General features: G+C 57.7%; 15 protein-coding genes. 9 read left to right on the plus strand and 6 right to left on the minus strand.

The features are described from left to right. Positions 1-95 precede the first annotated feature (95 nt). The 4 genes from aroA (at position 96) to Ga0074115_RS12655 (ending at position 4,296) form a co-directional block, all read left to right on the plus strand. The gene (aroA, locus tag Ga0074115_RS12640) at positions 96-1,421 is read left to right on the plus strand and encodes a 3-phosphoshikimate 1-carboxyvinyltransferase (protein ID WP_057955912.1); all 1,326 of its coding nucleotides are present in this window, start codon (positions 96-98) and stop codon (positions 1,419-1,421) included. Then, positions 1,418-2,080, plus strand: a complete 663-nt coding sequence (cmk, locus tag Ga0074115_RS12645; protein WP_057955911.1) for a (d)CMP kinase — start codon at positions 1,418-1,420, stop codon at positions 2,078-2,080. Before aroA ends, cmk begins: the two co-directional genes overlap by 4 nt. Positions 2,081-2,223: 143 nt before the next feature. Beyond that, the gene (gene rpsA, locus Ga0074115_RS12650) at positions 2,224-3,900 is read left to right on the plus strand and encodes a 30S ribosomal protein S1 (protein ID WP_006474112.1); all 1,677 of its coding nucleotides are present in this window, start codon (positions 2,224-2,226) and stop codon (positions 3,898-3,900) included. Positions 3,901-3,969: 69 nt separating this feature from the next. Further along, positions 3,970-4,296, plus strand: coding sequence for an integration host factor subunit beta (locus Ga0074115_RS12655; protein ID WP_005963820.1), 327 nt, complete (start codon positions 3,970-3,972; stop codon positions 4,294-4,296). Between the two features lie 152 nt (positions 4,297-4,448). On the opposite strand, the gene Ga0074115_RS12660 is transcribed toward Ga0074115_RS12655, so the two are convergent. Continuing rightward, positions 4,449-7,898: a hybrid sensor histidine kinase/response regulator gene (locus tag Ga0074115_RS12660; RefSeq protein ID WP_060528582.1), complete on the minus strand. Its 3,450-nt coding sequence runs from the start codon at positions 7,896-7,898 to the stop codon at positions 4,449-4,451. Positions 7,899-7,938: 40 nt separating this feature from the next. After that, on the minus strand, positions 7,939-9,669 hold the full coding sequence (locus tag Ga0074115_RS12665) for an ATP-binding SpoIIE family protein phosphatase (protein WP_232433090.1): 1,731 nt from the start codon (positions 9,667-9,669) through the stop codon (positions 7,939-7,941). Between the two features lie 186 nt (positions 9,670-9,855). Between Ga0074115_RS12665 and Ga0074115_RS12670 the strand changes: the two genes are divergently transcribed. The 4 genes from Ga0074115_RS12670 to Ga0074115_RS12685 are packed head-to-tail and all read left to right on the plus strand — an operon-like array spanning position 9,856 to position 13,446. Then, the gene (locus Ga0074115_RS12670; protein WP_232433091.1) at positions 9,856-10,974 is read left to right on the plus strand and encodes an MlaE family ABC transporter permease; all 1,119 of its coding nucleotides are present in this window, start codon (positions 9,856-9,858) and stop codon (positions 10,972-10,974) included. Continuing rightward, entirely contained in the window at positions 10,974-11,759 is a 786-nt protein-coding gene (locus tag Ga0074115_RS12675) for an ABC transporter ATP-binding protein (protein ID WP_057957346.1), read from the plus strand. The genes Ga0074115_RS12670 and Ga0074115_RS12675 overlap by 1 nt, the downstream gene beginning before the upstream one ends. 32 nt (positions 11,760-11,791) lie before the next feature. Next, positions 11,792-12,835: an MlaD family protein gene (locus Ga0074115_RS12680; protein WP_060528585.1), complete on the plus strand. Its 1,044-nt coding sequence runs from the start codon at positions 11,792-11,794 to the stop codon at positions 12,833-12,835. A 23-nt stretch (positions 12,836-12,858) separates the two neighbouring features. Continuing rightward, positions 12,859-13,446, plus strand: a complete 588-nt coding sequence (locus tag Ga0074115_RS12685) for a PqiC family protein (protein ID WP_157292776.1) — start codon at positions 12,859-12,861, stop codon at positions 13,444-13,446. A gap of 42 nt (positions 13,447-13,488) precedes the next feature. On the opposite strand, the gene Ga0074115_RS12690 is transcribed toward Ga0074115_RS12685, so the two are convergent. Both Ga0074115_RS12690 and mfd read right to left on the minus strand, forming a co-directional pair. Continuing rightward, a complete protein-coding gene (locus tag Ga0074115_RS12690) occupies positions 13,489-14,310 on the minus strand; it encodes a CsiV family protein (RefSeq protein WP_057957205.1) in 822 nt (273 codons plus the stop codon). Between the two features lie 84 nt (positions 14,311-14,394). Beyond that, positions 14,395-17,868 (minus strand): transcription-repair coupling factor, encoded by a 3,474-nt coding sequence (gene mfd, locus Ga0074115_RS12695; protein WP_057957204.1) that lies wholly within the window; start codon positions 17,866-17,868, stop codon positions 14,395-14,397. Between the two features lie 315 nt (positions 17,869-18,183). Here mfd and Ga0074115_RS12700 point away from each other — a divergent pair, with 315 nt between their 5' ends. Further along, positions 18,184-19,755, plus strand: a complete 1,572-nt coding sequence (locus tag Ga0074115_RS12700) for a multiheme c-type cytochrome (RefSeq protein WP_232433092.1) — start codon at positions 18,184-18,186, stop codon at positions 19,753-19,755. 111 nt (positions 19,756-19,866) lie between these two features. On the opposite strand, the gene Ga0074115_RS12705 is transcribed toward Ga0074115_RS12700, so the two are convergent. After that, the gene (locus Ga0074115_RS12705) at positions 19,867-20,220 is read right to left on the minus strand and encodes a hypothetical protein (RefSeq protein ID WP_057957314.1); all 354 of its coding nucleotides are present in this window, start codon (positions 20,218-20,220) and stop codon (positions 19,867-19,869) included. A 267-nt stretch (positions 20,221-20,487) separates the two neighbouring features. Then, on the minus strand, positions 20,488-21,066 hold the full coding sequence (locus tag Ga0074115_RS12710; protein WP_057957313.1) for a tetratricopeptide repeat protein: 579 nt from the start codon (positions 21,064-21,066) through the stop codon (positions 20,488-20,490). Between the last annotated feature and the right edge of the window lie 161 nt (positions 21,067-21,227).

Genomic DNA, 21,227 nt, shown 5'->3' on the forward strand with positions numbered 1-21,227 from the left:
GGGCTTTAGCCCGACCTGTCCGTCTAAAGACGGACCGACAAGGGGCTGTTTGAATGCTGGGCTGTGGAATATGAATTTTCTGTGAGATCAGTCTGTTGAGTAAACAATCTAATGTCATCTTTAAGGTCAGTCCAGGCGGCAGGCTGAATGGCCGGCTGCGCGTGCCGGGGGACAAGTCGATCTCCCATCGCTCGATCATGCTCGGTTCCCTGGCCGAGGGCGTGACCGAGGTGACGGGCTTTCTCGAGGGTGAGGACAGCCTTGCTACCCTCAATGCCTTCCGCGCCATGGGCGTCGAGATCGAAGGCCCCGAGGCGGGGCGGGTGGTGATCCACGGGGTCGGCATGCAGGGCCTCAAGCCGCCGAGCGCACCGCTCGATCTAGGCAACTCGGGGACCTCGATGCGGCTGCTCTCCGGGCTGATGGCAGGGCAGGGGTTCGATGTCACTCTGGTCGGCGACAGCTCCCTGTCGGGTCGGCCGATGCAGCGGGTCACCGATCCGCTGGGGCAGATGGGGGCGCAGATCGATACCGATGAGGGCGGCACCGCACCGCTGAGTATTCACGGTGGCAGGCAGTTAACGGGTATCGACTACAAGCTGCCGATGGCCAGCGCCCAGGTAAAATCGTCGGTGCTGCTGGCCGGGCTCTATGCGCAAGGGGAGACCTGCACTACTGAGCCTGCGCCGACCCGGGATCACACCGAGCGCATGCTGGAGGGGTTCGGCTATGCGATCCGCCGTGATGGCCCGCGCACATGCCTCTCGGGGGGCGGTTCTCTACGCGCCTGCAGCATCGATGTGCCGGCGGATATCTCTTCAGCAACCTTCTTCATGGTCGGCGCCTGCATTGCCGAGGGTTCAGATGTGACCCTGGAGCATGTCGGCATCAACCCCACCCGCGATGGAGTGATCAACATCCTGCGGCTGATGGGGGCCGATATCGAGGTGCTCAATCCACGTACCGTGGGCGGCGAGCCAGTAGCCGATATCCGCGTGCGCGCCAGTCGTTTGAAGGGGATTCACATTCCAGAAGAGCAGGTGCCGCTGGCGATCGATGAGTTTCCGGCGCTGTTTGTCGCTGCCGCATGTGCCGAGGGGGAGACGGTACTGACCGGTGCCGAGGAGTTGCGGGTCAAGGAGAGCGACCGCATCCAGGTGATGGCCGACGGCCTGGTGACTTTGGGGATCGATGCTCAAGCGACCCCGGATGGGATTGTCATTCAAGGTGGCTCGCTTAGGGGGGGGCGGGTCGACAGCCACGGCGATCACCGCATCGCGATGTCGTTTGCGATGGCTGCCCTGCGCGCTTCGGGCGAGATCGAGATCGATGACTGCGACAACGTCAACACCTCCTTCCCAGGTTTTGTCGAACTGGTGAGCGGGGCGGGGTTGTCGATTCGCAGTGAGGAGGCGGCATGATCCCGGTTATCACCGTCGATGGCCCCTCCGGATCCGGCAAGGGAACCATCGCACAGCGGGTGGCGCAGAGTCTCGGTTGGCACTTTCTCGATAGTGGCGCGATCTACCGGGCGCTGGGCCTCTACGCGGAGCAGCAGGGGGTTGGATCGGAGGAGGTCGATGCGTTGGCTGCGTTGGCTAGGACGATGCCACTCAACTTCAGGCAGGACGAGGTGCTGCTCGATGGCAAAGAGATCTCCGCTCTGATTCGTACCGAGGCGGTCGGCAACGCTGCCTCGAAAGTTGCTGCGATTCCCGAGGTGCGCGAGGCGCTACTGGAATGGCAGCGTGAGTTTGCCCGCGCCCCCGGTCTGGTGGCCGATGGGAGGGACATGGGGACGGTGGTTTTTCCCAATGCTGAGGTGAAAATCTTTCTTACAGCGAGCCCGGAGGAACGTGCTCTGAGGCGCTATAAACAGTTGAAAGAAAAGGGGTTGAGTGCTAATCTTGCCGGCCTCACGGTGGAGATCAGGGAGCGCGATGAGCGCGATTGTAACCGCGCCGTTGCGCCGCTTAAGGCGGCGTTTGACGCGCTGGAGTTGGACTCCACCGAGATGGATGTCGACGCAGTCTACGCGAGCGTCATGGCGCGGGTAAGGAGTCGCTTACCCGGCCTTTGATTGCGTGGGCTGAGTCGGGAAATGGCGGTGATTTGCCGCTAAATTCGATAAATGCCGGTGATGCCGGCTTGTGTTTAACTTCTGAACCTGGCGATTCTTACAGGGTCGCCGTTGCAGCCCTCGTGTTGCAGGAAATCCAACCCATGACCGAAAGTTTTGCAGAACTGTTTGAAGAGAGTCTCTCCAACACCCAACTCCGTCCCGGCGCTATCATTATCGGCACCGTTCTGGACATCAACTCCGAAGCCGTAATCGTCAATGCTGGCCTCAAATCGGAAGGTGTCATCCCCCGTGTCCAATTCCTCAACGCCAATGGCGAGATCGAGGTTGAGGTGGGTGATCAGGTGGAAGTTGCGCTGGATGCCGTAGAGGATGGCTTTGGAGCGACTCGTCTCTCCCGTGAAAAAGCCAAGCGCGACCAGGCCTGGAAGTTTCTGGAGAAGGCGTTCGAGGCAGAAGATACTGTCAACGGCCGCATCAATGGCAAGGTCAAGGGTGGCTTCACCGTTGAGCTTGGCGATATCCGCGCGTTCCTGCCGGGCTCGCTGGTGGATGTGCGTCCGGTTCGTGATACCGCCTATCTAGAAGGCAAGGATCTCGAGTTCAAGGTAATCAAGCTGGATCGCCGTCGCAACAACGTGGTCGTCTCGCGCCGTGCTGTGGTTGAACAGGAGTACAGCGCAGAGCGTGAAAAGCTGCTGGAGAACCTGCAGGAGGGCCAGGAGCTCAAAGGTGTGGTCAAAAACCTTACCGACTACGGTGCCTTCGTCGACCTGGGCGGTATCGATGGTCTGCTGCACATCACTGACATGGCCTGGAAGCGGGTTAAGCACCCCTCCGACGTGGTTCAGATCGGTGACGAGATTACTGTCAAGGTGTTGAAGTTCGATCGCGAGCGCAATCGCGTTTCCCTCGGTCTGAAGCAGATGGGTGATGATCCGTGGGTCGCACTGGCGCGTCGCTATCCTGAGAGCACCCGTCTGTTTGGCAAGGTCACCAACATCGCCGACTACGGCTGCTTCGTGGAGATCGAAGAGGGTGTTGAGGGTCTGGTGCATGTCTCCGAAATGGACTGGACCAACAAGAACATCCATCCTTCCAAAGTGGTCACCTTGGGTGACGAGGTGGAGGTCATGGTGCTGGATATTGACGAGGAGCGCCGCCGTGTCTCTCTCGGTATCAAACAGTGCAAATCGAATCCCTGGGATGAGTTTGCCGTTACCCACAACAAGAACGATCACGTCTCCGGCAAGATCAAGTCGATTACCGATTTCGGTATCTTCATCGGTCTGGATGGCGGTATCGATGGCCTGGTCCATCTCTCTGACATCTCCTGGGATGATGCCGGCGAGGATGCGATCCGCAACTTCAAGAAGGGTGATGAGGTTGAGACGGTTGTCCTCTCTGTCGATCCGGAGCGTGAGCGTATCTCCCTCGGCATCAAGCAGCTGGCGAAGGATCCCTTCTCCACCTATGTTGCTACCAACAGCAAGGGTAGCATCGTCCATGGTGTGGTCGGTGCGGTTGATGCCAAGGGTGCAGTGATTGATCTGGCTGACGGCGTGGAGGGTTATCTGCGCGCCTCTGAGCTTTCGCGTGATCGGGTGGAGGATGCCCGTACCCTGCTGAAAGAGGGCCAGGAGATCGAAGCCAAGTTTATCGGTGTGGATCGCAAGAATCGTACTATCTCTCTCTCCATCAAGGCGAAGGATGCGGCCGAAGAGGCTGAAGCCATCAAGGGTTATGCTCGTGATGCGGCCACCGCCGTTCCGACGCTGGGCGACCTTCTGAAGGAGCAGATGGAAAATCAGGGCGATTAATTCTGCCTCTTCAGGGAATAATAGGGGCCGGGTAACCGGCCCCTTATTGACTTCGGGTAGCTGAAAATAATGACTAAATCCGAGTTGATCGAAATTATTGCCAAAGATCAGAGTCACTTGGCGTATCGTGATATCGAGCTTGCCATCAAGTGCATGATCGAGCAGATGAGTCAGGCTCTCTCCTCCGGGGAGCGGATAGAGATTCGTGGGTTTGGTAGTTTCTCTCTTCACTACCGTCCACCCAGGATGGGCCGTAATCCAAAAACGGGCATGACCGTCGCCCTGTCTGGCAAATATGTCCCCCATTTTAAACCCGGCAAGGAGTTGCGCGAACGCGTTAACAGAGTTGCCACCGAAGTCAGTGATCCCTCGCTGGCGAGCGGTAACAATCCATAATAAAAGCAGAGCATGGAGCGAGTGTCACGAGCTCGAATGGCCTGAGACTACTGACTTATCTTGTCGATCCGATCTTTACCCTCATCGCAGGCAAGTGCCTCTGAATCCAGGCTCCTTCCTGGCTTTGCGGCTTTGATTGAAGGGAGGGAAAATCAACGATATTCCGCCAGGGCGTCGCTTACCAGCTGAATCTCCTGTTGCAGCTGATCCTGATACCCTTCAAATTGCTGGAAGGCGCTCTCTAGAGCGCAGGCCTCCATCAGGCTGCCTAGCTTGGCAAGCCGTCGTGCACTGACATTGTTGCCCGCTGATTTGATGCTGTGGGCGATCCTCCTTATCTCCTGCTGGTCGCTATCTGCCAGGGCCTGTGGCAGCAGGCTGATGAGTTCATCCAGACTGATGAAGAAAGCATCAAGCAGTTCACCGAATTCATCCCCTAAAAGCTGTTGCATCTGTTCCAGGCCGTTTTGATCGATCACTTCGAGGCTTTCGAGCATACTCGTCGGAACCGCGAATTCTGGTGCCTCGTAGTGCATCTCTGCTTCAGCTGCCGAGGGGCTTTCCGGGTTGAGCCATTTACCCAGCAGTTTCGCCAACTGTTCTCGTTCAAAGGGTTTTGAGATGAAGTCATCCATGCCTGCTTCCAGGCAGTGCTTGCGGTCTGATGCCATGTTGTTTGCGGTCATGGCGATGATCGGTGTGTGGGTACCGGTATCTCTCTCTCTCTGGCGGATTGCCCGGGTGGTCTCAAGCCCATCCATCTCAGGCATCTGACAGTCCATCAGGACGATATCGAATGAATCCTCCGCCAGTCGCTCCAGGGCGATGCGGCCGTTATCAGCAATCTCTACCGTGCATCCCATCTTTGACAGCACAGAGCTGGCCACCTTTTGGTTGGGTAGCAGATCTTCGACAAGAAGGATTTTTGCATCGATGTGCTCTGTTTGATTGGAAGGTTGGGTGTGCCCCTCTATGACATGGTATTGGGTGATGATCTCCTGTTCTTTATGCTGCAGGGTGTTGGAGACGACACCCTCGATTGCTTCATGCAGGATCTGATGGGGCACAGGTTTGATCAAATAGGCGTCGAAGCCGACCTCCTCAAAATGTTTTGCATCGCCACGGTTGCCTGAGGAGGTGAGCAGGATCATCGGTGTCTCTTTGTAGGCCGTCATCTGGCGGAGTCTCAGAGCGATCTGTTCGCCGTTTATGCCAGGTAGGTTGAAATCGAGCAGGAAGATGTCAAAAGGCTTGTTCGCTGACGCCATCTCTGTTGCGAGGGTGAGCGCTTCGTCACCGCTAGTGACAGTATGGATCTGCATCCCGCAGCTGCGCAGCTGATCTCTGAAAATACGCTGATTGAGCAGGTTGTCATCCAGGATCAGACACTTCAGCCGGCTGAGATCTGCGTGTCCGAGGGGCTCCCTGGGTTGGCTCAATCCGAGCGGTATCTCCAGCCAGAAGGTGGAGCCTTCGCCCTGTGTGCTGGAGACACCGATGGATCCGCCCATCAACTCCACCAGTTGTTTGCTAATGGCCAGACCTAGGCCGGTGCCGCCATATTTTCGTGTGGTAGAGCTGTCGGCCTGGGTAAACGATTTGAACAACCGCTGTTGTTGTGCTTCAGGGATGCCAATGCCGGTGTCGATTACTGAGATGCGGAATCTGGATGTGCCATCCGTTGCCTTGGTGGTTTCGACATTGATGGCGATGTGTCCCTGCTGGGTGAATTTGATGGCATTGCCGGCCAGATTGGTGATGATCTGGCGGATGCGTCCGGCATCGCCCATCACCTGCCGTGGCAGTTCTGGCGGGTAGCTGATGATCAGCTCCAGTCCTTTGCTGGAGGCGTTGGCGCTGAGCAGCCTGACTGCATCATAGATGGTGCGCTCCAGGTCGAAGGAGATTGCTTCCAGTTCAATCTTGCCCGCCTCCGCCTTGGAGAAGTCGAGGATGTCGTTGATGATCCCAAGTAGCGAGTTGCCAGATTGGGTGATTACCTCCAGAAACTCTTGCTGCTCATCATCGAGTTTGGTGCCGGCGAGCAACTCCGCCATGCCCAATACGCCATTCATGGGGGTTCTGATCTCATGGCTCATCATGGCCAGGAACTCAGACTTGGCCTTGGCGGCGCTCTCGGCCTTCTCCTTCGCCTCAAACAGTTCACGCTCGACCTGTTTGCGATCGCTAATGTCGCGCATCACCATGGAGAAGTAGTGTTGCCCACTCTTGGTGGCCTCATGCAGCACGATTAGTTGGTCAACTGTCATCATCCTGCCATCGATGGAGATGAGCTGGGTTTCGCCGCTCCAGGTACGGTTCATGTAGGCCGAAGGCACACCCTCGTTGAGCAGCTGATCGATCTCCGAAGCGGGGAAGATCCCGGCAAGGTTCTTGTCGGCGAGATCGTCGTCCAGGCTGTACCCCATGATCTCCCGACCGGCCCGGTTCATGAATAGGATGTCGCCCTCCAGATTGAAGATGGCAACAAAGTCGGTGGTATTCTGAATGATGTCGATGAGCCGTTGTTGACGCTCTCTGGCGGTGACTTCCTCAGTTCGATCCAACAGGAATGACGAAACCCCGCTGACTGAGCCATCTGCACGCTTGATCGGCGCGTTGTGCCACTCACAGTTGTGCCGGGTGCCGTCCCGCGCTGTGATATCGAAGAGAAACGTACCGCTATGGTTAGGGTCGAGCAATAAGCGCCAACTCTGCGGTGGCTCCGTCTCTTTCGGCTCCTCGTCAAACAGTTTGGGCTTGTTGGGGTTCTCATCCTGCGGTTTGGCAAGCAGCTCGGAGATATGTTTGTGCAGTGCCTGATCCCGACTGTAACCGCTCAGTCGCTCCGCACTCGGATTCCAGGCGATCACCCGGCCATCAAGCGACCATTCGATGGCAGGCAGCGGTGTGTGTTTGAAATGGCTCTCGAGTCGCTCTTCAGATTCGCGCAGCGCCTGCTCCCGGAAATTGGAGGCAGCGGCCAGGGTGATATTGTTGAGAATGACCTGGTTCTGCTGTTTTGCGGCTTTCAACAGGATGCCGAGCATCAGCAGGATCAGCACAACCGGGACGGTGTCAGGCATGGATGGCTCGGTCATGAAATAGACAAGGAGTGGCAGCAGTGCCAGCAGTAAAAAGCCGATGGAGCTTGTCATGGATGCTGCCTGAGAGGAGATGGCGACCGCTGAGACACCAATCAGGATGCAGCTGATGATCATCAGGCTGAAAAAATTGTCAGTTGGATCGATGAATATCACTAGACTGCCCCAAGCGAGGCCGGCAGCCCAACTGGCGGCGATAAAACTGGCTCGACCTGCTTTGACTTTGCCTCTCAAGTGGCGGGTCCGGAAATAGTGCATTCTGAGCAGATAGCGTATCCCTGTGATGCCGAACAGAACCAACAGCCAGATCCTCAATTGGGTGGCGTGTTCCGGAGCCCAGAGGATCCAGCTGGTCAACAAGCTGGCAATCAGGGCGCTGAGCAGAGAGGAAGCCAGATTGGTGTAGAGCAGGTCATTCGTCTGTTGCTGGATCGAGAGAGCGAGTTCAGCGTAGTTCTGGCGGTCAGTGTCGCTGCTGCCTGTCTTAAGTGAGTTCATACTTCAGGGCTACCGCTCATGGTGGTTGGCAGACGCCCGCTTATTCATTGGTCCAGGCATAGATCGCTTCGGCTCTGTTGCCTGGCTCTAGGTAAGAGAACGATTCACACAGGCTGGAGAGAAGCTGGATGCCCCGGCCGCTGAACAACGGTTTCTCCCCTTGTGCGCTGGTTGCGTTGGCAAAATCAAAGCCTGGGCCGCTGTCTTCGATCTGTATGACGATCCATCCGCCGTTAGCCTGGGGGTGGATCCTCAGTCCAATGTGTACCGAGCCTTCGTTGAGTTGGCTGAGCATCCGATCGCGCTCCTCGAAGTAGCGGGTAAAGCCATCCGGCCCCTCTTTGAGGCTCGAATCGAGGCCGAGTACGCCGTGGTCCAGGGCGTTGATGAAGAGCTCGGTGAGGATGGTGAAGAGCACCTGATTGTGTGTGCGGATCCCCACCATCTCCTGGATATAGTTGATCAGCAGCGGCACCGGGTCCGCCTTGCGCAGTTGCATGCCGCGCAGGGTGATATGGAACTCGACGCTATCGGAGTCGTGATCGAGCAGGCTGTTGGGGTCGACATGTGTCTGCTCGGCGAGCAGTTGATCGACCCGCCAGGAGGGCAGCAGCTCGGGCAACAGCGGCAGCTCCACCATGGTGATGTCATCATCCTGCGGGGCATCGCTGCAGAAGCGGTCGAGCGCCGAGGAGACATTGTCGAGAATAAACGCCTGCTCGCCACTCTGCTCGATGGCGGTGATAAGTCTCTCGGAGCCGAAGTATTCACCTGTCGGATCGCGCGCCTCAGAGACGCCATCGGTGGTGAGCAGCACCCGGTCGCTCAGCCCGACCCGGATATGCTGGGCATCCTCCTGAAAATTGGAGTCGGGTATGATCCCGAGGGGCATACTGCGGGATTCCAGGCGGTTCTTGATACGGCGCGTATTGCCATCGATGACGAACAGATCAGGCATGCCGCAGTTGAAGACCGTGATGTAGTCGAGCGAGGCGCTGATCTTGACGAACTGTGCGGCCAGAAACATGCCGGTCGGCAGCATCTTGTGGAGCTTGCTGTTGATGCCCTGCAGGATCTGCGGCGGCGAGAAGCCCTTGGCGGTCATCGAGCGGAACACCTCAGAGGTCGGTAGGGCGCCGAGTGCGGCGGCCAGCCCGTGACCGGTGAAATCCCCCAGCAGCACATGCAGATCGTGGGAGGGCGAATAGGCAGTCAGCATGATGTCACCGCTGAAGATGCTGGCGGGCTTGTGCAGATGCGAGATCTGATCGAGTACCACATTGCCCGCCAACACTGCACCGCTGAAGACCTGCTCGGCAATCTCTTCGTCCATCTGCATGCGGTTGTAGAGCATGCGGATATCCTGATGCAGGTTCTGGATGCGTTCCATCGACTGGATCTTGGCGGAGAGCACGGTGTGGTTGTAGGGTTTGGTGAGAAAGTCGTCACCGCCAACCTCGATACAGCGGGCCAGCGCCTTGTCGTCGGTCATCGCTGTGAGGAACAGTACCGGGATGAATTTGTCGGCAGTCTCCGATTTGATGATCTCGGTAGCGGCATAGCCGTCCATCACCGGCATCATCACATCCATCAACACGATATCGATGCTGTGTTGGCGGAACTTCTCGACGGCATCGGCACCATCGACCGCCTGGATGACCTGGTAGCCCAGTTTTTTCAGCAGGGCATTCAGAATGACCCGGTTGGAGAGTTCATCGTCGGCGACCAGTGCGGTGCCACGGAGTTTTAGATTGGGAGCGTCTGCTTTCACGGTCTCTATCATCTCTGTCGGGCCGGCTTGATGCTGGTTTTAGTGATTGTTTTTTTATTCCCAAAAGGCTAGCGGCCATCCTCAAGGAAACTTGATCCTTGACGCCTGCGCTCCAGGGTTTGATGATCGGGGCGGTTGTGGAACAGCATTTCAGGGGGGAGTGTGGAGGCGCGTGAGCCGGCATCGTTGAGAATCGATCCTGCGGATGAGACAACGCTGAAGATCTCGTTCGTCGGCGCCTGGCTTGGTGATGGGCGTCCGCTGGATGGTAACGGCTTGATTGAGCAGATCAGGGCGGCCGGCAGCTCGCTGACTCGGATTGAATTCGATTCAAGTGCACTCTCAGGCTGGGATAGCGGATTTGTCACCCTGTTGCTGAGACTCTCGGAGTGGGCCGGCTCCGAATCAGTCGCATTCGATGATGAGGGGGTGCCGGGCGGCGCCAGGCGTCTGCTGAGGCTTGCCCAAGCGGTACCAGAGCGTGAGGGTGCGCGCCGCGAGCCAAAACGCCGAACCCTGCTCTCTGTGTTGGGGGGATGGGCGATCGCCTTTTTCACCGACCTGGCGGCGTTTGTCACCTTTATCGGTGAGTGGCTGTTGGCGCTACTGCGTTTCTTTACCGGCCGGGCCCGCTTCCGCTGGGTTGATTTTGGCCACTTTCTGCAATCGGCGGGGGTTGAGGCGCTGCCCATCGTTAGCCTGATCAGTCTGCTGGTGGGAACGGTGCTGGCGTTTGTTGGTGCGGTGCAGCTGCAGATGTTTGGTGCGCAGATCTATGTCGCCAATCTGGTTGGCTTGGGTATGGTGCGCGAGATGGGGGCGATGATGACCGCCATCATCATGGCTGGTCGCACCGGCTCTGCCTATGCTGCCCAGCTCGGCTCGATGCAGGTCAACGAGGAGGTGGATGCGCTGCGCACCTTTGGCATCTCACCGATGGAGTATCTGGTGCTGCCACGCAGCCTGTCGTTGATTCTGATGCTGCCACTGCTCTGCATCTGGTCCGATGTGCTGGGGATCGTCGGTGGCCTGATCGTTGCCGCCGCACTGCTCGATATCAGTCTGCTGCACTATCTGCAGCAGACCCAGGAAGCGATTAATCTGATGGATGTGCTGACCGGGATGATCAAGGGCCTGATCTTCGCGGTGGTGATTGCGCTCTCCGGCTGTTTACGCGGGCTGCAGAGTGAGCGCAACTCAGCCGCGGTGGGTGAGGCTACGACCTCAGCGATGGTTACGGCGATCCTGCTGATCGTAGTCTGGGATGCCATCACCACCATCATTTACAATCGCTTGGGGATCTGATGGATAGACTGGATCGGCTGGCAGCCGGAGGATCGATCGAGTCCCACCTGGTGGTGGAGGGTTTGACCATGGCCTATGGGGATTTCGTGATCCAGCGGGATCTCGATTTCCGCATTCGGCACGGTGACATCTTCATCATCATGGGGGGAAGTGGTTGTGGCAAGAGCACCCTGCTGCGCCACCTGATTGGCCTGAAAGAGCCGGCAGCCGGGCGGATTCTGATCAACGGTGAATCGTTCTGGACCCTGCACCCGGAGGAGCGCGACCAGCTGATGCGCAGCGCCGGAGTGCTCTACCAGAACGGCGGCCTGTGGAGCTCCATGACCCTGGCGGAGAACATCGCTCTGCCGCTGCAGGAGTACACTCGGCTGTCGGCGGCGGAGATCCGCGATCTGGTCTCCTACAAATTGGCGCTGGTGGGGTTGAAGGGGTTTGAGGAGTACTACCCCTCGGAGATCAGTGGCGGCATGCAGAAGCGGGCAGGGCTGGCGCGGGCGATGGCGCTCGATCCGGAGATCCTCTACTTTGACGAACCCTCCGCTGGCCTCGATCCGGTCAGCGCACGCATGCTCGACGACCTGATCCTGGAGCTGAGCGAGAGCCTGGGGGCGACGGTGGTGGTGGTAACCCACGAACTGGCGAGCATCTTCGCCATCGGCAACAATTCCATCTTTCTCGACCCCGACAGCAAGACCATGATCGCCTGGGGCCACCCCAAGTATCTGCTGCAGGAGACAGAAGACCCACGGGTGAAATGTTTTCTGACCCGCGGTGAAGCGGGCTGACCCGATTTGATAAGCACAAGGAACGAGAAACCATGATGAACCGGCCCAATCCGACTCTGATCGGCCTGTTTGTTCTGAGCGCATTGGCACTCGGCATCGTCGCGATAATGTTTGTTGGTGGCCGTGGATTTTCCGAGCAGAGTGTACGTTTTATTCTCTATTTTGAAGGTAATGTGAAGGGGCTGAATGTGGGAGCGCCGGTGACCTTCCGCGGCGTGCATATTGGTCAGGTCGAGAGTGTCTCGGTGCTGTTTGATGAACAGAGCCTGCGAGTGGATATCCCGGTTGTGATCAGCGTCGATATGAATAAGGTCGGCATAAGCCGAAAGATAGTGCCGGAAAAGGATGGCAAGCTGGTAGAAGAGCTGATCAAAAAAGGATTGCGCGCCAGCCTTACCCTGCAGAGCCTAGTGACCGGCCAATTGCAGGTGGAGCTGGGGTTTCATCCCGATAGCAGGGTGCGATTGATGAATCGCCAGAGTGACTACCGTGAACTGCCGACCATCGTCACCGGGATGGAGAAGATCGCCAGAACCCTGGAAGACTTGCCCCTGGAGGAGATTACGCAGACCGCCATTAGCATCCTCAACAGCATCGAAAAGATCGTTAATGGTGCCGATTTTCCGGCCATGGCACAGCAAGTGGCTGCGTTGGTCGGACGGCTCGAACGCCTCAGTGAGCAACTGGAGGAGCAGACTCCTGAACTGATGGAGAGCAGTCTGCAGATGACAGTTGAGATCCGGCAGGCAGTCGCCGAACTGAGACAACAAACGGGGCCGCTGCTGAAAGAGTGGACCCAGGTGGCCCAGGACTCACGCCAACTGGTGGCCCAGGCCGATGGCAGCCTGCAGAGGGCGCTGGCGAGCTGGGACAAGACCATGGCCTCGGGAGATGCAGCATTCGTCAAGGCCAGCGACAGCTTTGAGTCTGCGGAAAAGTTGGTGAAGAGTGCGGAACCATTGAACGGCGAGATCAAGCGGGCGCTGCAGGAGCTCTCCGCTGCCGCCCATTCGATCAGCATCTGGGCCGACTACCTTGAGCGCCATCCGGAGGCGCTGATCAGAGGAAAGCAGTAATGAACAGAGTAGAGAGGAGAAGGGTGACAGGAGTAGCACTGATTGTATTGGCGCTGTTGACCGGCTGCAGCACCACATCCCAGTCGAGCCGCTTCTACCTGATGTCTCCCCTGCAGGAGACGCTGGAACAGAGTCGGATGATCACCACACAGCCGTTGTTGGGGATCAGCAGCGTAGGGCTGGCCGACTATCTTGACCGACCCCAGATCCTGGTTCGCAACGGCCCGCATCGGCTGGAGCTGAATGAGTTCGATCGCTGGGCAGGCCCGCTGCAGGAGAATCTGCGCAGCGTATTGAGTCGCTCACTGGAACAGCATTTCGGTGTAGAGCAGGTGATAGTCGCCCCCTGGCATGATGCACTGCGCCCCGCCTATGAGCTGTCGTTGCAGATCGATCAGCTCGATGCCACCCAGGCAGGCGATCTCACATTGAGGGGGCGCTGGACCCTCTATGCACCGGCCGGGAGACGGCTGGTGGCGCTGGGCAGGATCAGCCTGCGTGAGGCGATCGCAGGCGCAGATGCGGAGGCGATTGTGGCGGCTACTGCGGTGGTGGTAGCGCGTCTTGGAGATCGTCTAGCCAAGCAGATTTCACCCCATCTCAAGCCATAGTCAGAGAGAAGCCGGCCCCACAATTGCGGGGCCTGTTGGCGCCTACTGCCCAGACTCGGTTGTCGGTGACGTGGCTGGCGAAGTCGGGGCCGCTTCGGCAGGAGCGCTTTGCGGTGTTGGCTCAGCAACCTCAACAGCCGTCTCCTCTGCCGGCTCTTCAGCTTTTGGTAGCTGATAGCGGCTGGCGGTGAACAGGATGCCGAGCAGCGGGTGATCAAGATAGTGCAGCTCGCCACTGCGCATGCGGCGTTTTGCCCGCATCCGGTAGCTGCGAAAGTCGCCGCCTGCAGTGTCGGTGGCTTTACTTAAAGGCCATTTGCGTAGCAGCAGATCAGCCTCCAGATGGAGGTAGCGTTTGACCCCCACCCTGAGAGTGCCCTCCAGCCAGGTTGGCGCAGCGTTCTGTGCCTCCTGAAGGCTGCCATCTCTATTATCAAAGTGGATAAGCAGAGTCTGTGCCTCAGCGGGTTCGACCACCTGCTGGCGCCAGGCGCCATGCAGCAGTGGCCGGTAGTTACGGGAGCGTTGTAGCCGTGCCACCTCAGCAGAGAGTTGCAGCTCACTGGCAGGCAGTGGCTGATAGGCGACAGGCGGCTCGACCTGCTTTGGGCTGGCTTCATCTTCCACAGACGGCTCAGGCTGGGGGCCAAGATCGATCGGCAGGGCGTTCAGCACGGATGGTCGCTCGCCATCGTTGGGCCAGTACTCTGTTGAACCTGCGCCTGCAGCGGTGCGCTCGAAGATGATGATCTCAAACTGGTACCAGGGCGGCGCTTCGCTTTGCGGCTGCTCTTCGGCCCAGGCTAGATTGGTGGCGAGGCAGAGCCACGCCAGCAGAGATCGAATAAATGGGGCGGTCTTCACGCTGGATAGTGCCTCTCTCTGAATCGGTTTTGTTCTAGTAGATAGGAGCGCGGCGAGCGTCGTTCCTGCGGTTGCCGGCATTGTCTAACCCATCAGGGTATCGATCAACCGTCCGATGCGCTCGACCCGGCTGGCCGGGTCGCTTAGGTCATCGAAGAAGCGCAGTTTGTCCGCCCCATCCAGTTTATACATCGAGGGTCGACTCTGGATCAGGCGGATTAGCTGGGCAGGGTCGATCTTCGGCTCGCTGTCGAACAGGATTCGGGCACCCTGAGGTCCGCCCTCGATCTTACGGATGCCGAGTGTATGCACGCGCAGCTTCAGGGCGGTGATCTCGAACAGGTTCTTCGCCGCCTCCGGCAGCAGGCCGAAGCGGTCGATCATCTCCACCTGCAGCTCGCGCAGCTCATCCTGGTTGGTGGCGCTGGCGATGCGTTTGTAGAGCACCAGACGGCTGTGCACGTCGGGCAGGTAGTCGTCGGGCAGCAGCGCCGGGATCTGCAGCTCGATCTCGGTGCCGTGGTCGAGGGGGCGGTCAAGCTCCGGTTGCCTGCCGGCCTTGAGTGCCTGCACCGCCCGTTCCAGCAACTCGGTGTAGAGGGTGAAGCCGATCTCCTGGATCTGTCCGCTCTGCCCCTCCCCCAACAGCTCGCCGGCGCCGCGGATCTCCAGGTCGTGGGTGGCAAGGGTGAAACCCGCTCCCAGATCCTCCAGTGACTCGATCGCCTCCAGTCGCTTCCTGGCATCGGCGGTGAGGGTGCGGGGTGGCGGTGTCAGCAGATAGGCGTAGGCGCGGTGGTGGGAGCGCCCAACCCGACCGCGGATCTGGTGCAGTTGGGCCAGCCCCAGCTTGTCGGCACGGTTGATGATCATGGTGTTGGCGGTCGGCACGTCGATGCCACTCTCGACGATGGTGGTGCAGACCAGCAGGTTGAAGCGCTGATGGTAGAAGTCGCGCATGATGCCTTCCAGCTCGCGCTCGCGCATCTGGCCGTGGGCCACCTGCAGGCGCACTCCGGGCAGCAGCTCTTCGAGACGCTGCGCCATATTCTCGATGGTGCTGACCTCGTTATGCAGAAAGTAGATCTGCCCGCCGCGCTTCAGCTCACGCTGACAGGCTTCCTGGATCAGCGCGTCGTTCCACTGGCTGATGAAGGTCTTAACCGGATGGCGCAGCGCCGGCGGGGTGGCGATCACAGATAGGTCGCGCATCCCCGACATCGCCATGTTGAGAGTGCGTGGGATCGGGGTGGCAGTGAGGGTGAGTAGGTCGACCTCGCTGCGCAGCGCCTTGAACCGCTCCTTGTGGCGTACCCCGAAGCGGTGTTCCTCGTCGATGATAACCAAGCCCAGATCCTTGAAGCTGATGCTATCTGAGAGCAGTTTGTGGGTGCCAATTACGATGTCGATGGTGCCGTCGGCCAGGCCGTCGATCACCTTCTGCTGCTGCTTGCCAGTGCGGAAGCGCGACAGGCTTTCGACCCGCACCGGCCAGTCGGCGAAACGGTCGGCGAAGTTCTGATAGTGCTGCTGGGCGAGCAGGGTAGTGGGCACCAGTACCGCGACCTGCTTGTTGCCTTGGGTCGCCATGAAGGTGGCGCGCATTGCCACCTCGGTCTTGCCGAAGCCGACATCGCCGCACACCACCCGGTCCATCGGCTGAGGTGATGCCATATCGGCCAGCACCGATTCGATGGTCTGCTGCTGGTCCGGGGTCTCTTCGAACTCGAAGGAGGCAGCAAAGGCCTGATACTCGGCATCGGGCTCGGGGAAGGCGACACCCTGACGAGCGGCGCGGCGAGCGTAGATCTCCAGCAGCTCCGCCGCCACGTCGCGCACCTGTTTGGCGGCGCGCTTCTTGACCTTCTCCCACTGGTCGCTGCCGAGCCGGTGCAGCGGTGCGTTCTCCGGTGAGGCGCCGGCGTAGCGACTGATCAGGTGCAGTGAGGCGACCGGCACGTAGAGTTTGTCCCCCTTGGCATACTCCAGGGTGAGAAACTCGGTGGTCATGCCGCCGACCTCCAGGGTCTGCAGACCGAGGTAGCGGCCGACGCCATGCTCTTCGTGGACCACCGGCGCGCCGACGTGCAGCTCGGTGAGGTTGCGCACGATCTGGTCCGGGTCTTGGCTGACCTTGCGCCGCCGCCGCTCCTGACGCACTCGCTCGCCGTAGAGCTGGGCCTCGGTGATCAGGGCAATATCGTCTAGCAGCAGCCCCTGTTCGAGAGGCGCGACGGTGAGGCCGATCGGGATGTCGCCGGCGAGGAAGCTATGCCAATTCTCGACCAGCTGGGCGCTGATGCCAAAATCCTTCAGGGTCGACAGCAGGATCTCACGGCGGCCGGCGCTCTCGGCGATAAACAACACCCGGCGGCTGTGGCCGGCGAGAAACGCCTGCAGCGCTGCGGCGGGGCGCTGCGCCCGGGCCTGGATTGCCAGCGGCGGCAACAGTTGGCTGTCGAAGTTGATGGGCGCGCTATAGCCTTTGCTGCGCTGGGCGATCTCGTTCGACTGGTAGCGGATAGAGGCACCCTGTTTGAGTGCGGTGGAGAGTTCGTCCGGGCTGAGGTAGAGCTGTTGGGGTGGTAGCAGAGGACGCTCGATGTCGTGGCGGTGCTCTTCGAAGCGTTCCTCTACCTGTTGGAAAAAGGCCTCGGCCTGCTCCCGCACCCCTGCATCGATCATTAGCAGGCGCTTTTCTGGCAGATAGTCGAAGAGCGTGGCGGTCTGTTCGAAAAACAGCGGCAGGTAGTACTCCAGCCCGCCGGGCAGCCGGCCTTCGCTGACCTCCTGGTAGATCAGGCTGCGTTGCAGATCGCCCTCGAACTGATTGCGGTAGTTGCGGCGGAACAGGGTGGTGCCAGCCTCGTCGAGGGGGAACTCGCGGGCCGGCAGCATGTGGATCTTGTCGATCTTCTCCAGCGAGCGCTGGCTCTCCGGATCGAAGGTGCGGATGGTCTCTACCTCGTCATCGAACAGGTCGATGCGGAAGGGCTGTTCACTGCCCATCGGGAACACATCCAGCAGCGAGCCGCGTACCGCGAACTCGCCATGTCCCAGCACTTGGGAGACGCACTGGTAGCCACTGCGCTCCAGACGCCTGCGGGTCTGGTCCAGATTGAGTTCCTGACCGATGTCGACAATCAAGGCGTGGTGTTCGAGGAAGGATGGCGGTGGCAGACGCTGCATCAGGGTGCTGGCCGGCAGCACCAGAATCGCCCGCTGGGTGCGCGGCAGTTGGTAGAACGTCAGCAGACGTTGCGAGATCAACTCCGGCAACGGCGAGAAGACGTCGTAGGGGAGGGTCTCCCAGTCGGGTAGGGCGATCACCGGCAGGCCCTGCTCTTCGAGGAAGAACCCCAGCGCGCTTTCCAGCCGGTTGGCGCTCTGGACCTCATCGGTGACCACCAGCGTCAATCCCTCAAAGGCCTCTGCGCTGCGGGCGATTGCGAGCGCTATGCTGCTGTCACGCAACCCGCCCCACTGCAGACGTTCTGTGTCACCTTCAGGAAATGGGGGCTGGAAGGGGGAGTGAGGTCTGAGCTGTGCTGAGGTCATCAGAATTCCGCGCGATAAACAGGCGACGGAATTGTCGCATAAAGCGGCGTTTAAGGTTAGGAGGGTTCGGGGTCGTATTAAGGTAAACCCCTACAAGCATTCTTGATTACGATCAAGGTGACTCCACGAACAGGATGTGAGCATTCGCCTCGCGAAAGCTGAAGAATAAGAAGGAAATTCGTGCAGTTTGCGAAGCCATGCTGTCCCTGTCTAGTTGTACCTGTAGGGTTGGTGGGGGAGAACACTCCCAGCCTTTATCACTCTTTCCTGTCCGGGTTAATGATGTATTCCGAGTCGACTATCGCTTGTAGAAGTGTGTCGGTACTGGAAGGTTCAATCATTTTTCTGCTTCTGGTTGGTAACACGGATTGGATTGCAACGCTTTCGTTTTCCCTGATCAGGTTGTCGGTACCCTTACCGGCGTTCAACATTGCTGAGGAGATGAAAGCGATGAGAAAATGGTGGCTACTGGGGATTGGTGCCGCACTGCTGCTTACCCACGGGTTTGCAGTCGCGTCGGTCAAAGCCCCTCCGAAAGAGATGTCTACGGAAACCAAGGCGTGCGTTAAGTGCCATAAAAAGAATAACCCTGGCCTGATTCAGGCATGGGGTGCCAGCAAACACTATGGTGCCAATGTCGGTTGTTACGAGTGTCATGCGGCGGATGCCAAAGACCCGGATGCCTATATCCATGACGACAAGAAGGTGAAGAAACATATCTCGATTATCGTTTCACCTAAAGACTGTGCGAACTGTCATGAGGCTGAAGCGGCAGAGATGAAGAAATCTCACCATGCGGATGCCGGTAAGATTATGGGTTCTCTGGATAACCTGCTCGCAGAGGTCATTGAAGGCGATAGCGGCTTCATTACCGAAGGGTTCCCTGAGGGTAACTCGGCAGCGGCAGTTAATGGTTGCTGGCAGTGCCACGGATCTCAGGTGAAGGTACTGAAGGATGGTCAACTGGATCCAGCGACTTGGCCGAACACTGGTATTGGTCGAATCAATCCGGATGGCTCCAAGGGTAGCTGCGCAGCTTGTCACTCTCGCCACCAGTTTTCTGCAGCACAGGCGCGTCAGCCTGAGAACTGCGGCAAGTGTCACATGGGGCCAGATCATCCTCAGATCGAGATCTACAACGAGTCCAAGCACGGTATCGCCTATCGCGCAGACCGCGAGAAGATGAACATGGACAACGCCAAGTGGGTCGTGGGTGAGGACTACTACGTAGCACCGACCTGTGCTACCTGCCACATGAGTGCAACCAGAAAGCAGGGCATTACCCATGACGTGGGCGATCGTTTGAGCTGGAACAACCGTCCTCCTGTCTCCAAGAAGCAGGGTTGGGTTAAAGGCACCGTGGGATGGGAAGATCGTCGCGACAAGATGAAAGATGTCTGTAACGCTTGCCATGAAGAGAGTTGGACAGAGAACTGGTACACCCAGTATGACGGTCTGGTCGATCTCTATAACCGCAAGTATGGCGAGCCTGGGTTGAAGCTGATGAAGGCTGCCAAGCCGCTGATCAAAGGCCCCAAGTTCTCGAACAAGATCGACTTTATCTGGTTTGAGCTATGGCATCATGAGGGACGTCGTGCACGTATGGCGGCTTCCATGCAGGGTCCGGATATCACTCACTGGGAAGGTACTTATGATCTGGGTAAGAATTTCTACACCGAGCTGGTTCCTGAGCTGAAAGAGCTGATCGAGCATGGCAAGCACGGTAGTGCAGCCGACAAGAAGGCAGCAGAAAATCTGGCGAAGGTTCTGGATGAGGTGCTGAATATGGAAGAGCACAAGTGGTTCCTTGGCAAGATGGATCCGGCCAAGGCCAAGGCTCGTAAGGCACGTCAGGAAGAGTTTAAAAACCGTTACAAGGAGCACTAAGTAACGTTTTTAAACGACTGTCTTTTTAGACGGAAAACCCTCCACCCCTTGCGGGGCGGAGGGTTTTTTCTGGGTTGTGATTGTGATGAAGTCATGCGCAACGCCTGATAATCAGTCCGGCACCTCCCACCCAAGAACCTTGCCTTCATCAAACCATACATAGCTGTGTAACTTGGAGCTTGGATGGTAGTACCAGCTGGTGAATATCTGTTGTTCAATTCGAGCCGGCTTGCCTAGCAGTTTCTGGATATCGTCGCTGCTCATCTCTCTCTTGATTCGTCGCCAGAGAATAGGGTCCTTCCAGCGATCTTTGGCGTTTGTCTCCTCCAATAATTGCTCAAGTGCGGTAACCCGATTTTCCAGATCAGTGATTCGCTGCCCCAGGCGCATCTCATCTGCAAGCGCGGAGTTGCAGATCAACATAGAGGCAACCAGTGGTGTAAGCAGTATTCTCAATGACTTCATGCGCCAACCTCTCTCCTTGTCAAGAAGAGATGCGTTGCATGAGATTCTTGAGAAGTTACGAAAGTTCTTCATGGCAACCTTTGGAATTTAGAGTCAGTTAGATTGGGAAGGGAGCTTTGGAACCCACTGAATGAGGCCCTATAATCAATCGGTTATGGGGCGCGGAGTGGGTATAATAGCAGTTTCTCTAGCAAACAACGGAACCTTGCTACAGGCAGGGTTCAGAGGGAACGAAACAGTTCTCGTAGGTGTTGGATCTGTCCGTTATCACTTGGGATCAATGGGGGGATGTGTGGTGTCTGCTGGTTTTCCGTGATTTGCCCCCATCAGCTTCTTTCCCTTGTGGAGCTGATCCATGTTCAGGGCGTCGATTTTTTGTTGAATGACGATTTTGTATTCTTTAGCAATCTTCTGGTTGGGATCTAGCGCCAATGCTTGGTTCAGCATTGCTTTTGCGTATTCGAAGGCGCCTGAATGCTCATAGAGGAAGGCCAGGGTAATAAACAGTTTTGGATCTTCAGGGGAGAGGGTGATTGCGCTCTGCATGGTGCGGATTCCATTACTGTAATCCTGTTTCAATAGATAGACCCCCATCAGCTTACGGTGCGCCTCTAGTGATTCTGGATTGTTCTCGATGACATTTTGCAGAATTGATGCGGACTGATCCAGTAGCTCTGCTCTCTTCGGGGAGTCGATATCCAAAGGAAGCGCCTGGGAATAGAGCTTCATCGCTGCATGGATGCCAGTGTTTTCCTGGGTGTTATCAGCGGAAGCCGCTGCTGTTTGAGAGAGCGTCAGGGTCAGTGCAAATACTGTGTGTGCAATGATTCCGTAGATTGTTTTCATTACTTTCCTCCTCAGTTGGGAATTGGTTTTTTAACTTTGTTTTAATATCAGAATCGAGTTTATTCTATTAATCGTTCCGAAAGTATTGGCAGTCTATTTTTGAACTTGCCAAAATATACTTTGTATCTGACATGCGGAAGAAACTCTTAATCAGCGAAGTG

It is taken from the genome of endosymbiont of Ridgeia piscesae (genome assembly GCF_001443665.1).
Lineage (GTDB): Bacteria > Pseudomonadota > Gammaproteobacteria > Chromatiales > Chromatiaceae > Endoriftia > Endoriftia persephonae.